14 protein-coding genes are annotated in these 13,852 nt (G+C 69.5%); all 14 read left to right on the top strand.

Features of this window, described 5'->3' with window-relative positions:
• Positions 1-26 precede the first annotated feature (26 nt).
• The 14 genes from flhB (at position 27) to J2X52_RS04590 (ending at position 13,851) form a co-directional block, all read left to right on the top strand.
• Positions 27-1,163: a flagellar biosynthesis protein FlhB gene (gene flhB, locus J2X52_RS04655; RefSeq protein ID WP_310149423.1), complete on the top strand. Its 1,137-nt coding sequence runs from the start codon at positions 27-29 to the stop codon at positions 1,161-1,163.
• Positions 1,160-3,244 carry a flagellar biosynthesis protein FlhA gene (gene flhA / locus J2X52_RS04650; protein ID WP_310149420.1) on the top strand — a complete coding sequence of 695 codons (2,085 nt, stop codon included), beginning with the start codon at positions 1,160-1,162 and terminating at the stop codon, positions 3,242-3,244. The genes flhB and flhA overlap by 4 nt, the downstream gene beginning before the upstream one ends.
• 271 nt (positions 3,245-3,515) lie before the next feature.
• On the top strand, positions 3,516-5,111 hold the full coding sequence (flhF, locus tag J2X52_RS04645; RefSeq protein WP_310149418.1) for a flagellar biosynthesis protein FlhF: 1,596 nt from the start codon (positions 3,516-3,518) through the stop codon (positions 5,109-5,111).
• Positions 5,098-5,955, top strand: a complete 858-nt coding sequence (locus tag J2X52_RS04640) for a P-loop NTPase (RefSeq protein WP_310149416.1) — start codon at positions 5,098-5,100, stop codon at positions 5,953-5,955. The genes flhF and J2X52_RS04640 overlap by 14 nt, the downstream gene beginning before the upstream one ends.
• Positions 5,952-6,716 (top strand): RNA polymerase sigma factor FliA, encoded by a 765-nt coding sequence (locus J2X52_RS04635; protein WP_310149413.1) that lies wholly within the window; start codon positions 5,952-5,954, stop codon positions 6,714-6,716. The genes J2X52_RS04640 and J2X52_RS04635 overlap by 4 nt, the downstream gene beginning before the upstream one ends.
• 25 nt (positions 6,717-6,741) lie before the next feature.
• Complete coding sequence (gene cheY, locus J2X52_RS04630; RefSeq protein WP_310149411.1) at positions 6,742-7,134, top strand: chemotaxis response regulator CheY; 393 nt, start codon at positions 6,742-6,744, stop codon at positions 7,132-7,134.
• Complete coding sequence (locus J2X52_RS04625) at positions 7,131-7,733, top strand: protein phosphatase CheZ (RefSeq protein WP_310149408.1); 603 nt, start codon at positions 7,131-7,133, stop codon at positions 7,731-7,733. Before cheY ends, J2X52_RS04625 begins: the two co-directional genes overlap by 4 nt.
• Before the next feature lie 3 nt (positions 7,734-7,736).
• Positions 7,737-9,704: a chemotaxis protein CheA gene (locus tag J2X52_RS04620; protein WP_310149405.1), complete on the top strand. Its 1,968-nt coding sequence runs from the start codon at positions 7,737-7,739 to the stop codon at positions 9,702-9,704.
• A 63-nt stretch (positions 9,705-9,767) separates the two neighbouring features.
• A complete protein-coding gene (locus J2X52_RS04615; protein WP_310149402.1) occupies positions 9,768-10,508 on the top strand; it encodes a flagellar motor protein in 741 nt (246 codons plus the stop codon).
• A gap of 9 nt (positions 10,509-10,517) precedes the next feature.
• A complete protein-coding gene (motD, locus tag J2X52_RS04610; RefSeq protein ID WP_310149401.1) occupies positions 10,518-11,510 on the top strand; it encodes a flagellar motor protein MotD in 993 nt (330 codons plus the stop codon).
• The gene (locus J2X52_RS04605) at positions 11,510-12,289 is read left to right on the top strand and encodes a ParA family protein (protein ID WP_310149397.1); all 780 of its coding nucleotides are present in this window, start codon (positions 11,510-11,512) and stop codon (positions 12,287-12,289) included. The genes motD and J2X52_RS04605 overlap by 1 nt, the downstream gene beginning before the upstream one ends.
• Positions 12,286-13,077, top strand: coding sequence for a chemotaxis protein CheW (locus J2X52_RS04600; protein WP_310149394.1), 792 nt, complete (start codon positions 12,286-12,288; stop codon positions 13,075-13,077). Before J2X52_RS04605 ends, J2X52_RS04600 begins: the two co-directional genes overlap by 4 nt.
• Positions 13,078-13,162: 85 nt before the next feature.
• Positions 13,163-13,489, top strand: coding sequence for an STAS domain-containing protein (locus tag J2X52_RS04595; protein WP_310149391.1), 327 nt, complete (start codon positions 13,163-13,165; stop codon positions 13,487-13,489).
• Positions 13,486-13,851, top strand: a complete 366-nt coding sequence (locus J2X52_RS04590; protein ID WP_310149389.1) for a response regulator — start codon at positions 13,486-13,488, stop codon at positions 13,849-13,851. Before J2X52_RS04595 ends, J2X52_RS04590 begins: the two co-directional genes overlap by 4 nt.
• Position 13,852 lies beyond the last annotated feature (1 nt).

The following is a 13,852-nucleotide window of genomic DNA, read 5'->3' as shown; positions in this document are numbered from 1 at the left end:
GACCGACTCCCCGCGCATGCAGGCCCATGGCCGAGAACGAAAACGGTCAGGAAAAGACCGAACTCCCCAGCGAAAAACGGCTGCGGGAGGCCCGCGAAAAGGGCAACGTGCCGCGGTCGAAGGAACTGGGCACGGTCGCCGTCTTCGGCGCCGGCGTGGCCTCGCTGCTGGCAATGGGCGGCGGGGTGACCGCACGGGCCAAGGACTGGATGCGTGGCGCGATGACGCCCGATCTCGCCCTGCTCGAAAGCCCGCAGAACCTCTTCGGCCATTTCGGCGAGCTGCTGCTGAGCCTGCTATTGGTCCTGGCCCCGCTGATCATCGCCACCCTGGTGGCCTGCTTCGTGGCGCCTGCGGCCATGGGTGGCTTCAATTTCGCCACCAAGGGCCTGGTGCCCGATCTGAAGAAGCTCGATCCGATGGCCGGGCTCAAGCGCATTTACGGCCCGGAAGGGCTGGCCGAATTGCTGAAGTCGATACTCCGCGTGCTGCTGGTCGGCGGCGCCGCCGCGCTGTTCCTGTGGCCGGCGATGCCGCGGCTGCGCGCGATGCTGCACCAGCCCCTGGAGCAGGCCGCGGCCGGCGGGCTGAAGTTCGCCCTGTGGCTGCTGATGGCCACCGCCGCGGCGCTGCTGCTCCTGGCCCTGGCCGACGCGCCCTACCAGAAGTGGAACTGGCGCCGGAAGCTGATGATGACGCGCCAGGAACTGCGCGAGGAAATGAAGGAGAGCGAAGGCCGCCCGGAGGTCAAGGGGCGCATCCGCCAGTTGCAACACGAGATGTCGCAGCGGCGGATGATGGAAGACATCCCCACCGCCGACGTCATCGTCGTCAACCCCACCCACTACGCGGTGGCGCTGAAGTACGACGGCGGTGCGATGGGCGCCCCCCGTGTCGTGGCGAAAGGCATCGACGAAATGGCGCTGCGCATCCGCGAAGTCGGCAAGAAACATCGGATCGCGCTGGTCGAGGCGCCGCCACTGGCACGCGTCTTGTATCGGGAAGCGGAGATCGGTCAGGAAATCCCCGTGAAACTCTACGCTGCCGTTGCCCAGGTGCTCTCCTACGTCTATCAGCTCCGCGACTGGCGGGCGGGCACGCCGCAACCGCAGCTGGCCGATCTGGGCGTCGTCGACGCTGATACCCGCGGCGCAGGCGCATGAGCGCGGTAATGGCGTCCGGCCCCCGCCGCGCATTCGACATGCTGCGCAACGGCCTGGGTGCGCCACTGCTGGTGATTGCGTTGCTGGCGATGATGGTGGTGCCGCTGCCGCCTTTGATTCTGGACATGCTGTTCAGCTTCAACATCGCGATGTCGCTGGTGGTGCTGCTGGCGGTGATCTACGTGCAGCGTCCGCTCGACTTCAGCATCTTCCCGATCGTGCTGCTGATCACCACGATGCTGCGCCTGGCGCTGAACGTGGCGTCCACCCGGGTCATCCTGCTCAACGGCCAGGACGGTCCGGGCGCGGCCGGCAAGGTCATCGAATCCTTCGGCGAGTTCGTCGTCGGCGGCAACTTCGCGGTCGGCATCGTCGCGTTCGCCATCCTGACGATCATCAACTTCGTGGTGATCACCAAGGGCGCGGGGCGCGTCTCGGAAGTCACCGCGCGCTTCATCCTCGATGCCATGCCCGGCAAGCAGATGGCGATCGACGCCGATCTCAACGCCGGCCTGCTCAATCGCGACGAAGCCAAGGCGCGTCGCGAGGAAGTCCGCCAGGAAGCCGACTTCTACGGTGCGATGGACGGCGCCAACAAGTTCATCCGCGGCGATGCGATCGCCGGCATCCTGATCATGTTCGTCACCATCATCGGTGGGCTGGCGATCGGCGTGATGCAGCACGGCCTGCCGGTGGGACAGGCCGCCGCCATCTACACCCTGCTGTCGATCGGTGACGGCCTGGTGTCGCAGATCCCCGCGCTGCTGGTGTCGTCGTCGGTCGCGTTGCTGGTCACCCGCGCCTCGCGCAAGCAGGACATGGGCGGCGCGATGAGCGGCCAGGTGTTCGGCCAGTACAAGGCGCTGACGATCGCGGCGATCATCCTGCTGGTGGTCGGCCTGGTGCCGGGCATGCCCAACCTCGCCTTCCTCAGCCTGGCGGCGGTGGTCGGCTACGGCGCCTGGGTGATGCGCAAACGCGCCCTCGACGCCGAACGCGCGGAAGCCGATCCCGATCTCGCCGCGCTTCCCTCGCCGGAACAGGTGGCCAATGCCGACCTGGGCTGGGACGACCTGCGGCCGGTGGATCCGCTCGGCCTGGAAGTCGGCTACCGGCTGATCCCGCTGGTCGACAAGGCCCAGGGCGGCGAACTGATGGCGCGGATCAAGGCCGTGCGCCGCAAGCTCACCCAGGACGTGGGCTTTCTGATCCCGCCGGTGCACATTCGCGACAACCTGGAACTTGCGCCCACCGCGTATCGGCTACTGGTCCACGGCGTGCCGGTGGCCACCGCCGAAGTCCATCCGGACCGGCTGATGGCACTCGATTCGGGCGGCGCCCTGCATCCGATCGACGGCCTGCCCGGCAAGGACCCGGCCTTCGGCCTGGACGCGCTGTGGATCCTGCCGGTGCAGCGTGCCAATGCCGAAGCCGCGGGCTATACGGTGGTCGATCCGGCCACCGTGGTCGCGACCCATCTGTCCCACCTGGTGCGCGAGCAGGCGCCGGAACTGCTCGGCCACGAGGAAGTGCAGCAGTTGCTGGCCACCCTCGCGCGCAGCGCGCCCAAGCTGGCCGATGACCTCACGCCCAAGGCGCTGCCGCTGGCGGTGGTCGTACGGGTGCTGCAGAACCTGCTGATCGAACGCATCCCGGTGCGCCAGCTGCGCCGCATCGCCGAGGCGCTGGTCGAGCACGCCGCGCATACCCAGGACCCGGCGCAGCTGACCGCCGTGGTGCGCACCGCACTGGGCCGCTTCATCGTCCAGGAAATCGCCGGGCCGGCCGAGGAACTGCCGGTCTACACGCTGGCGCCGAATCTGGAACGCGTCTTGCAGGATTCTGCACAGGGCGGTGGCGCTGCACTGGAGCCGGGCCTGGCGGAACGCCTGCAACAAAGCCTGGCCACGTGCGCGGGCGAGCAGGAAGCCAGGAACGAGCCGGCGGTGGTGCTGGTACCCGGACAGGTCCGCGCCGCGCTGGCGCGCCTGGTCCGGCACAGCGTCCCCAACCTCTCGGTGCTGTCCTACAACGAAGTGCCGGAAGACAAGCGCTTGAAGCTCCTGGGAACGATCAATTGAACAGGTACTGGTCAGACGTGATGGACGACACAACGCAGCCGCGGGACCCCATGCAGGGTAGAACCGGCGCCACGCCGGGCTGCCCGCAGACCGGGCGCTGGCCACCACGTCGAGGACCGGTGCCCGCGACGGCGGATCCGGCCGCGCGGCGCATGCATCTCCCGCTGCCGCGTGTCACCCCCTGCAAGGGTCCGCCCCCCGACCCGTTGCCGTCCCTGCTCCGCCGCGTCTCGAACCACTTCTCACGCACTCCGAATTCCGGGCTCCCGACATGAAAATCCGCCGTTTCGTCGCCGCCGACATGCGTAGCGCCCTGCAAATGGTGCGCGAGGCGCATGGCCCGGACGCTGTGATCCTGTCCAACCGCCGGACCGACGAAGGCGTGGAGATCGTCGCGGCCAGCAATTACGACGAGGGCTACGTGCAGCGGGCCATCGAGGATGCGCAGCGCGACGCGCCCGCGGCCGCCCCGCCGCTGGCGACGATGCTGCGCGGCAGCCGCGCCATGCGCGACGACGAGGCCGCGCTGGCGCCGTCCGAACGCTGGCTGCGCGACCTCGCAGCCCCACCGGCGGCCCCGGCTGCGCCGACGCCGCAGCGGGCCGAGGCATCCGCTCGCACTGGCGCAACGCTGGCGGCGGCGCCCGTTGCCGTCGCCGCCGCGCAGGCTTCCGCGCCGGTACCGGCTGCGTTCGCCCCGCCGGCCGAACTGGCCCGCTTCGATCTCGATGGCCCCACCTTCGCCGAACTGCTGGCCGCCGGCCACCGCGACGACACGCCGGCCGCGCCGCGCACCGCAGCGCCTGTGGCCGCGGCACCGCGCTCCGCTCCGGAACCGGCGCGCGCGGCAGCACCCGCGCCCGTTTCCGCCGCGCTCACCCAGGACGACGGTTTTCCGTCGCCGAGCGCGCCCGAGCCGGCGGTCCTGTCGGCCGTGCCCAGCCTGCCCGTCCCCTCAAGTGACAGGGAACTGGCGCAGATGCGCGACGAGCTCGCGCAGATGCGCATGATGATCGAGCGTGAGATGGCCCGCCTCACCGACGAGCGCCTGCGCGGTTCGCCGGCGCGCGCCCAGGCCATGGAACTGATGGAGGATTACGGCTTCGACGCCGGCATCACCCGCGACACCGTGCTGCAGATTCCCGCCGACACCCCCGATTCCCGCGTGCGCGGCCTGATGCTCGCCCTGCTGTCCAAGCGCCTGCCGGTCTGTCCGATCGACCCGCTGAGCGAAGCGGGCGTGATCGCCCTCGTCGGTCCCACCGGTGCCGGCAAGACCACGACCATCGCCAAGTTGGCGGCGCTGTATGCGTCCCAGCACCAGGCGCGCGATATCGCCCTGGTGACGACGGACACTTCGCGCATCGGTGGACGCGAACAGCTGCACAGCTACGGCCGCCAGCTCGGCATCGCCGTGCATGAGGCCGACAGCGAAACCGGCCTGGTGCAGTTGCTGCAGAAGCTGGAGGACTACAAGCTGGTGCTGGTCGACACCGCCGGCCTGAGCCAGCGTGACCGTGCGCTGGCCGGCCAGCTGAACTGGCTGCGCGCCGCCCGCAACGTGCGCACCTTGCTGGTCCTGCCAGCCAATACCCATTTCGCCGATCTCGACGAGGTGGTCCGCCGCTTCGACAGCGTGCGCCCGCAGGGCGTGGTGCTGACCAAGCTGGACGAAACCGGCCGCCTGGGCAGCGCCCTGTCGGTCGCCGTCGACCACCAGTTGCCGCTGACCTGGGTCACCGATGGCCAGCGCGTGCCCGAAGACCTGCACCGGGCGAATGCCGCCCATCTGGTGCTTCGCCTTGAAGATCTGCGCCGCGATGCCGATAAGCCGATTGTCCCGGAACATACCCATGCCGTCGCCTGAGCTGCTCCCGATGTCCTCCGCGCCCTTCCAGCCCGTCCGCACCCTCGCCGTCACCGGCGGCAAGGGCGGCGTCGGCAAGACCAACGTATCGGCCAATCTGGCCGTCGCGCTGTCGGGCATGGGCCAGCGCACACTGCTGCTCGATGCCGACCTGGGCCTGGCCAACGTCGACGTGCTGCTGGGCCTGTCGCCCAAGCACACGCTGGCCGATCTGGTGGCCGGACGCTGCGAACTCGACGACATCATTCTCGAAGGCCCCGCGGGCGTGCTCGTGGTCCCCGCCGCTTCCGGGCGTCGCCACATGGCCGAGCTGCGTCCCGCCGAACATGCGGGGCTGGTGAACGTGTTCAACGACCTGCAGCGTGACCTCGACCTGCTGGTCGTCGACACCGCCGCCGGCATCACCGATTCGGTGCTGACCTTCTGCCAGGCCGCGCAGGACGCGATTGTCGTGGTCTGCGACGAACCGGCCTCGATCACAGACGCCTACGCCCTGATCAAGGTGCTGGCGCGCGAGCGTGGGGTGAACCGGGTGCAGGTGGTGGCCAACATGGTCCGCAGCCCGCAGGAAGGCCGCAACCTGCACGAGAAACTCTCGCGCGTGTGCGAGCGCTTCATCGGTGATGTGTCCTTGAACTATCTGGGCGCGGTGCCGCAGTGCGACTGGCTGCGCATGGCCGTACAGCGCCAGCAGGCCGTGGTCACCGCGTATCCGGGCAGTCCGTCGGCACGTGCGCTGATCGAGATCGCCCAGCGCGTCTCGCGCTGGCAGGCACCGACCGCGCCGCGCGGCCACGTGGAATTCTTCGTCGAGCGCATGTTGCGCCAGGGAGCAGTCGCATGAGCCTCGCCGCACGTCAGCAGTACCAGTCGGTGCAACGCGCCGTCGCCCCCGATGTCGATCCGCTCGTGCAGCACGCCGAACTGGTGCGCCGGATCGCCCATCACCTTGCTGCGCGGCTGCCGGCCAGCGTCGAGATCGACGACCTGATCCAGGCCGGCATGATCGGGCTGCTCGAGGCCTCGCGCAGCTACGACGCCGACCAGGGGGCCTCGTTCGAAACCTATGCCTCGATCCGCATCCGCGGCTCGATGATCGACGAGATCCGCCGCGGCGACTGGGTGCCGCGCTCGGTGCACCGGCGCGCCCGCGACGCGGCCTCGGCGATCCGTTCGATCGAGCAGAGCACCGGCCGCGCCGCGAGCGCCCACGAGGTCGCCGCGAAGCTGGAGATGCCGCTGGAGGATTACCAGCGCCTGCTCGAGGACGCCGCTCGCGGTCAGGTGCTGAGCCTTGATTCGCACATCGAAGACCACGGTGAGGTGGAACCGGTCAACCGCGGCGGCGGCCCCACGCCGCAGGAAAACCTGGTGCGTGGCGAATTCGGCCGCGAGCTGATGTCCGCGATCGGCCACCTGCCCGAGCGCGAGCAGCTGGTGCTGTCGCTGTACTACGAACAGGAACTCAATCTGAAGGAAATCGGCGCCGTGCTCGGCGTCAGCGAGTCACGCGTCTGCCAGATCCACGGCCAGGCCGTGGTGCGCCTGCGCGGCCGTCTCACCGCCTTCGAACTCGCCGATACCGGTTACGGTGCCGACGACTGATGTCACGCTCACTCTGGAGTCCGTTTTGAACAAGAACATCCGCATCCTGGTCGTCGACGATTTCTCGACGATGCGCCGGATCGTCAAGAACCTGCTGTCCGATCTGGGCTTCAACAACACGGTCGAGGCGGAAGACGGCAACAGCGCACTCGCCGTGCTGCGTCAGGACGCAGTGGAACTGGTCGTCACCGACTGGAACATGCCGGGCATGACCGGCATCGAACTGCTGCGCGAAATCCGCGCCGACCCCAAGTTCCGCGCCCTGCCGGTGCTGATGGTCACCGCGGAAGCCAAGCGCGAGCAGATCATCGAAGCCGCGCAGAACGGCGTGAACGGCTACATCATCAAGCCGTTCACCGCGCAGACCCTCGAAGAAAAGCTCGGCAAGATCTTCGAACGCCTGGGGACCGCGGCATGACCGCCACCGCCACCGAACGCAGCCAGCTCGCCACGCTGCTCCATGACGCCCTCGAAGCGCTCGAGCGCGGCGACGAGGACGGCTGGCGCCGGCAGATCGATGCGCTGGCCGCCGCGCGCGCGCGCAGCCTCGTCAGCGGTCTGGGACGCCTGGCCCGCGATCTTTCGCAGGCCCTCGACACGCTGCCGCCCACGCCGGCCGAGGGCAACGGACTCGACGACGCGTGTGCGCGCCTGGACCACGTGGTCGAGATGACCGAACAGGCCACCCATCGCACGCTCGACCTGATCGACGACAGCCGCGCGCTCGTGGCCCGGCTCAAGGAAGGTCCGCTCGACGACACCCAGACCGGTACCGTGGAATCGCTGCGCGAGAACCTGCGCGAGATGGCGCTGGCGCAGAGTCACCAGGACCTGGGCGGGCAGATCATCCGCCGCGTCGCAGGCATCGTGCGCGGCGTGCACGAAGGCTTCGGCGCGCTCGGCCTGCCGCCGAAGGAAGACAACGCGCGCGGCAACGGGCCGGCGGTGTCGGGGCTGGACCGCCACACCGTCGGCCAGAGCGACGCCGACGACCTGCTGTCGAACCTGGGGCTCTGAGCCATGCAGTCGCCCGACATCGTCGCCGACTTCGTGCTTGAAGCACGCGAACTGCTGGACGACCTCGGCGGGCAACTCGTTGGCCTGGAACAGACGCCCGATGATCGCGAGCGCCTCAATGCGGTGTTCCGCGCCTTCCATACGCTCAAGGGCGGTGCCGGCTTTCTTGGCGCGGTACCACTGGTGCAGTTGTGCCACGCCGCCGAGGAAACCCTCGGCATGGTGCGCGCCGGCCAGGCGGCGCTGCTGCCGCGTCACTTCGACGCCGCGCAGCAGTCGCTGGACTGGCTGCAGGCGATGGTCGATGCGATCGAATACCAGGACACCGTTCCGAGCGCGCCGGATGCGTTGATCGCCGGCTTCGCGCCGTTCGACGTTCCCGCGGCCGCGCCGGTGCGCGCTGCCGCGCCGCCCCAGGCCGCGCCCGCAGCCGGCGGCGACGGCATGATCACCGACGACGAGTTCGAGTCGTTGCTCGACCAGTTGCACGGCGAACGCGCACCGGGTCTGCAGACCGGTCCCGCCCCCGACCCGGGGATGATCGGCGACGACGAGTTCGAAGCCCTGCTCGACCAGCTTCACGGTGCCGGCGTGCCGGGCGCGTCTGTTGGCGTGGCGCCGACCGCCGCCGTCCCGCCTGCCGACGACATGATCGGCGACGACGAATTCGAGGCCCTGCTCGACCAGCTGCATGGCGGCGCCGCGCCGGGCACGGTCGCGGCGCCGGCTGCAGCTGCACCCGCGGCCCCGGCCGCCATCGCCCCGCCACCGCGTCGCCCGCCGCCGCCAGCCGCCAAGACGGATGCAGCGGCGCCGACGAGTGAGCGCGAACAGACCGTCCGCGTCGACACCAAGCGGCTCGATGTCATCGTGGATCTGGTCGGCGAACTCGTACTCGCACGCAACCGGCTCAAGACCCTGCGCACGCGCCTGCGCGACGAGGATCTCGACCGCGCGGTGACCACGCTCGACAACGCCACCGCGCGCCTGCAGAGCGCGGTCATGCGCACGCGTATGCAGCCGGTGGGCAAGGTGTTCTCGCGCTTCCCCAAGCTCGCCCGCGACGTGGCCCGCGCCCTCGACAAGGAAGTGGACCTGGACCTGGTGGGCGCGGAGACCGAGCTCGACCGCAACCTGGTCGAGGCGCTGGCCGATCCGCTGATCCATCTGGTGCGCAATGCCATCGACCACGGCATCGAGATGCCCGAATTGCGCGAAGCCACCGGCAAGCCGCGCGCCGGTCGCGTGCGTCTGAGCGCGCAGCAGCAGGGCGACTACGTCGGCATCGAGATCCAGGACGACGGCGCCGGCATCGATCCCGAACGCCTGCGTTCGAAGGCGCGCGACAAGGGCCTGATCGACGCCGAGTCGGCGGCCCGCCTGAGCGCCGAGGAATGCCTCAACCTGATCTTCATGGCCGGGTTTTCCACCCGCGACGAGGTCAGCGACATCTCCGGGCGCGGCGTCGGCATGGACGTGGTGCAGTCGCGCATCCGCGAGCTCGGCGGCCAGATCCAGGTGACCTCGGAACTCGGTCGCGGCAGCCGCTTCTCGCTGCGCGTGCCGCTCACGCTCGCCATCCTGCCGACCCTGCTCGTGCATGCCTCGGGCGATGCGTATGCGCTGCCGCTGGCACGTGTGCAGGAAGTGCTGCACGCGCCGTCGCGCACGGTGAACTGGTTCGACGGCCGCGCGGCACTCGACCGCCGCTCGCACACGTTGTCGCTGCTCGACCTGCGTCACTGGCTGGGCACCCCGGCGCCGGACACGACCCTGCTGACGATCGTCGTCCTGCAGCGCGGCGACAGCCGCTTCGGCCTGGTCGTGGACGAAGTGCGTGGCCGCGAAGAGGTGGTGATCAAGCCGCTGCCCAAGGCCCTGCGCGGCCTGCCCGGCTATGCCGGTGCGACGCTGATCGGCGATGGGCGTCTCGCGCTGATCCTCGACGTCGACGCGCTCCGCCTGCGCTGATCGCGGGCCGCGGCAGGTCCGCGCCCCATTTAAGTCCTTCCCGTTTCCGCCGATACCTAGCTCATGGACCTTTTCAGCGTCGCCGGACTCGTGCTTGCCCTGATCGCCATCCTGGGCGGCAGCGTGCTCAAGGGTGCGGGGCTGAGCGCGCTCTGGTCGCCCGCCGCCTTCCTGATCGTCATGGTCGGCACGGTCGCGGCGATAATGCTGCACACACCGGGCAGCACGCTGAAACACGCGTTCAAGATCGCCGGCTGGGTGGTCAAGCCGCCGGTGTCCGATCGCGCGGCGCTGATCGCGCAACTCATCGAATGGAGCAATGTCTCGCGCAAGCAGGGACTGCTGGGGCTGGAAAGCCACGTCGCGGCGCAGACCGATCCGTTCCTCAAGAAGGGCCTGCAGATGCTGGTCGACGGCGTCGAGCCCGAGGCCATCCGTCACATGCTGGAGATCGAACTGCAGGGCGAGGAACACCATGACCTCGCCGCGGCCAAGGTGTTCGAAGGCATGGGCATCTACGCGCCCACGCTGGGCATCGTCGGCGCGGTGCTGGGCCTGATCGCGGTGATGAAGAACCTCGCCGATCCGAGCAAGCTCGGCCACGGCATCGCCGCCGCGTTCACCGCCACGATCTACGGCATCGCCTCGGCCAACATGTTCTTCCTGCCGATGGCCGCCAAGCTCAAGAGTGTGATCGGCCGCCGCACCGGAGAGCGCGAGCTGGCCATCGAAGGGCTGATCGCGATCGCGCAGGGCGAAAACCCCCGCAACATCGAGGCTCGGCTCGCCGGCTTCCTGCACTGATCCGCAGACATGGCACGCAAGAAGGCCCACGAGGACCACATCAACCACGAAGCCTGGGCCATCCCCTATGGCGATCTGGTCACGCTGCTGCTCGCGTTCTTCGTGGTGATGTACGCGATCTCCTCCGTCAACGAAGGCAAGTACCGCGCCGTCGCCGCGTCGCTGGCCAGCGCGTTCAATGCGCCGCCGAGCACGCTCGACCCGATCCAGATCGGCGACAACCAGAAGGCGGAAGCCTCGATCGGCAAGCCCACGCCGGTGCCGCGTGGCGCCCGTGAAGGCCCGACCTCGCGCCCGATGCTCGACTCGCCGCTGCGGCCGATCCTGGAATCGAAACTGCGCGCGGACCGGATCGGCGACGGCGGCGCGGATGCCGCATCGATCGCGGCGGCGCGCGAGCAGCTTTCGGGCCTGGCCCTGCAGCTCGAAGACACGCTGTCGGAGATGGTCAAGGCGCGCCTGATCACCGTGCGTCGGTCCGACCTGTGGCTGGAGGTCGAGATCAACAGCGACCTGCTGTTCGCGAGCGGCTCGGCGACGCTGGAATTCCGGGCGCGCGAGCTGCTGGGGCGACTGGCTGTGGTGCTGCGCGATCTGCCCAATCCGATCCGCATCGAGGGCTATACCGACGACCGGCCGATCGCGACCGCCCAGTTCCCGTCGAACTGGGAGCTGTCGGCCGCGCGTGCGGCCAGCGTCGTGCATCTGTTCGTCAGCGAGCGGTTCGCGCCGGAGCGGCTGGTGATGGTCGGCTACGGCGAGTACCGACCCAAGGCCGACAACACCTCCGACGCTGGTCGCAATGCGAACCGTCGGGTGGTGCTGATGGTGCTCGCCACGCAGAACACCGCAGCCGCGCCCCGCACATCCCCGGTGCCCGAGCCCGCCGCCGCGCCGCCAGCACCTGCCTACCCGGCCGCGCCGGTGCCGCAGCCCGCCGTTGCCGCCTCTCCCGCCGCACCCTCCCCCCTTTCCTCCCCCCCACCGCAAGGAGACAGCTGATGCGTGTCTGGGCGATTGCCAACCAGAAGGGAGGCGTGGGCAAGACCACGACCTCGCTCGCCCTCGGACGCGCCATGGTGGCGCGCGGGCTGCGTGTGCTGCTGGTCGATCTCGACCCGCACGCATCGCTGACGCGCGCCTTCGGCGTTCCGAGCGAACCACCGCCGCCGGGCGTCGTCGACCTGTTCGGCGCGCCGCCGCCGGCGCTGGAGTCGCTGTTGCGACATTCGCCGACCGAGGGCCTGGACTTCGTCTGCGCGCAAACCGCTCTGGCGACGCTGGAACGGCGCAGTGCGACGCAGCCCGGCCTGGGCCTGGCGCTGTCGCAGGCGATCACCCGCCACGCCGGCGGCCATGACGCGATTCTGCTCGACTGCCCGCCGACGCTGGGCCTGCTGATGGTCAATGCCTTGGCCGCGGCTGATCGCCTGATCGTGCCCACGCAGTGCGAACCACTCGCGCTCTACGGGCTGGCAGGCATGGTGCGCACCGGCGAGATGGTCGAAAAATCCCGTCAGCGGCCGCTGCCGGCCTCGATCATTCCGACGATGTACGACCGCCGCACACGCATCGGCCGCGACACGCTGGCGCAGCTGCAGGACGAATACCGCGGCCGCATCTGGACCGAGGCGGTGCCGGTCGACACACAACTCAGCAATGCCGACGTGCTCGCCTGTCAGGTGTTCAGCGGCGACATGCCGGGCCGCGCGATGTCGGCCTATACGCGCGCCCTGGATTGGCTGCTCGCCGAAGAGCAGGCCGTCGAGGAGGCCGCATGAGCGCCGCCGGCATCGTCGACGACTATCTGGGCATGCTGCTGTCGGCACCGGTCGCGCCGGTGCCACCGGCGCCGGCGGTTGTAGCGGTCGCCGAGCCCGCAGCCGCGGTGCAGGCGCCCGCGCGCCGCGCGCCCCTGCCTGCACCGCAGGCGCCCGCGCCCGCGCCTGCTGCAGCCGCGGTGGCACCCGCCCCGCCGGCACGTCCGCCTGCGCCACCACAGCCACCTGCATCGCCGCCCCCACCGCGCGCCGCACCTCCCAGCGCGAAGGTCGCGATCGCGCCCCTGCCACGTGCAGCCGGCGACGTGCTCGACACCACCCTGCCGCAGCAGCGCCGGAGCGTCGACCGCATGGCGCGTTGGTTGCGTCTGCGCTGCGGCACGCAGGCCTATGCGATCGAACTGCTGAAGATCCGCGAAGTGGTGTTGCCGGCTTCGCTGCTGCAGCTGCGGGGCGCCGCGCCATGCGTGGTCGGGGTGATGAACCTGCGTGGGCAAGTGGTCCCGGTTGTGGACATGGGCCTGCAGCTGGGCGCGGCGCCGGTCGAGGAGACGGCGCTCACGCGCATCATCGTGCTCGACGACGGCGGCGATGTGCTCGGGCTGCGCGTGTCGGCGGTGGAGGACGTGGTGCTGATCGGCGATGCACAGATCGAAGGCACGCATACCTCGCGACTTGCACCCGTCGGCGACCACCGCATCCGCGGCATCGCCCGCCTGGGCGGCATGGTCACCCTGCTGCTGGATTCGGCCAAGCTCATGGCGATTCCGCTGTTTCCGCCCAACTGATCGATCGCGGCAGCCGGCGCGGCTAAAGATCGTCGCCGGCACGCCGCTATTCGTGACCACCCCCTTTGAATTTGTCGGAGATGTCATGGACACCGTGCACCTGGGCGATGACCTCGGTATCGAGGCCAGCACCGGCCTGAAGGAGCGGCTCGCGCCGTACCTGGACCGGGCGGACGCCGTCGTTCTCGACGCGGCCGACGTGCGGCGGGTACATACCGCCGGCATGCAGGTGCTGTGCGCCTTCTTCGCAAGCCGCGCCGGCACCGGGCATGCCACCCAGCTTCGGGGCAGCAGCGAGCCGATGCTCGATGCGGCCCGCCTGCTCGGCCTCGGGCCGGCACTCGGGCTCGGCGACGACAGCCCGGATCCTTCCAACGCAACACACGCAAGCACAGTGGAGAACGCCGCATGAGCGCACACATTCTGGTAGTGGACGATTCGGCCTCGATGCGCCAGATGGTGGCCTTCGCCCTGACCTCGGCCGGTTTCACAGTCGACGAGGCCGAGGATGGCCAGGTCGCCCTCGGGCGTGCCCAGGGCAAGCGCTTCAATGCGGTGGTCACCGACGTCAACATGCCGAACATGGACGGGATCTCGCTGATCCGCGCCCTGCGCGGTATTCCCGACTACAAGTTCACCCCGATGCTGATGCTGACCACCGAATCGGGCCTCGACAAGAAGGCCGAAGGCAAGGCCGCGGGCGCGACCGGCTGGCTGGTCAAGCCGTTCAATCCCGAGCAGCTCATCGCCACCGTCCAGAAGGTCCTGGGCTAAG

Source organism: Luteimonas sp. 3794, assembly GCF_031456825.1.
Lineage (GTDB): Bacteria > Pseudomonadota > Gammaproteobacteria > Xanthomonadales > Xanthomonadaceae > Luteimonas.
The sequence above is the reverse complement of the archived record's forward strand: the minus strand, read 5'-3'. Positions and strand labels throughout refer to the sequence as shown.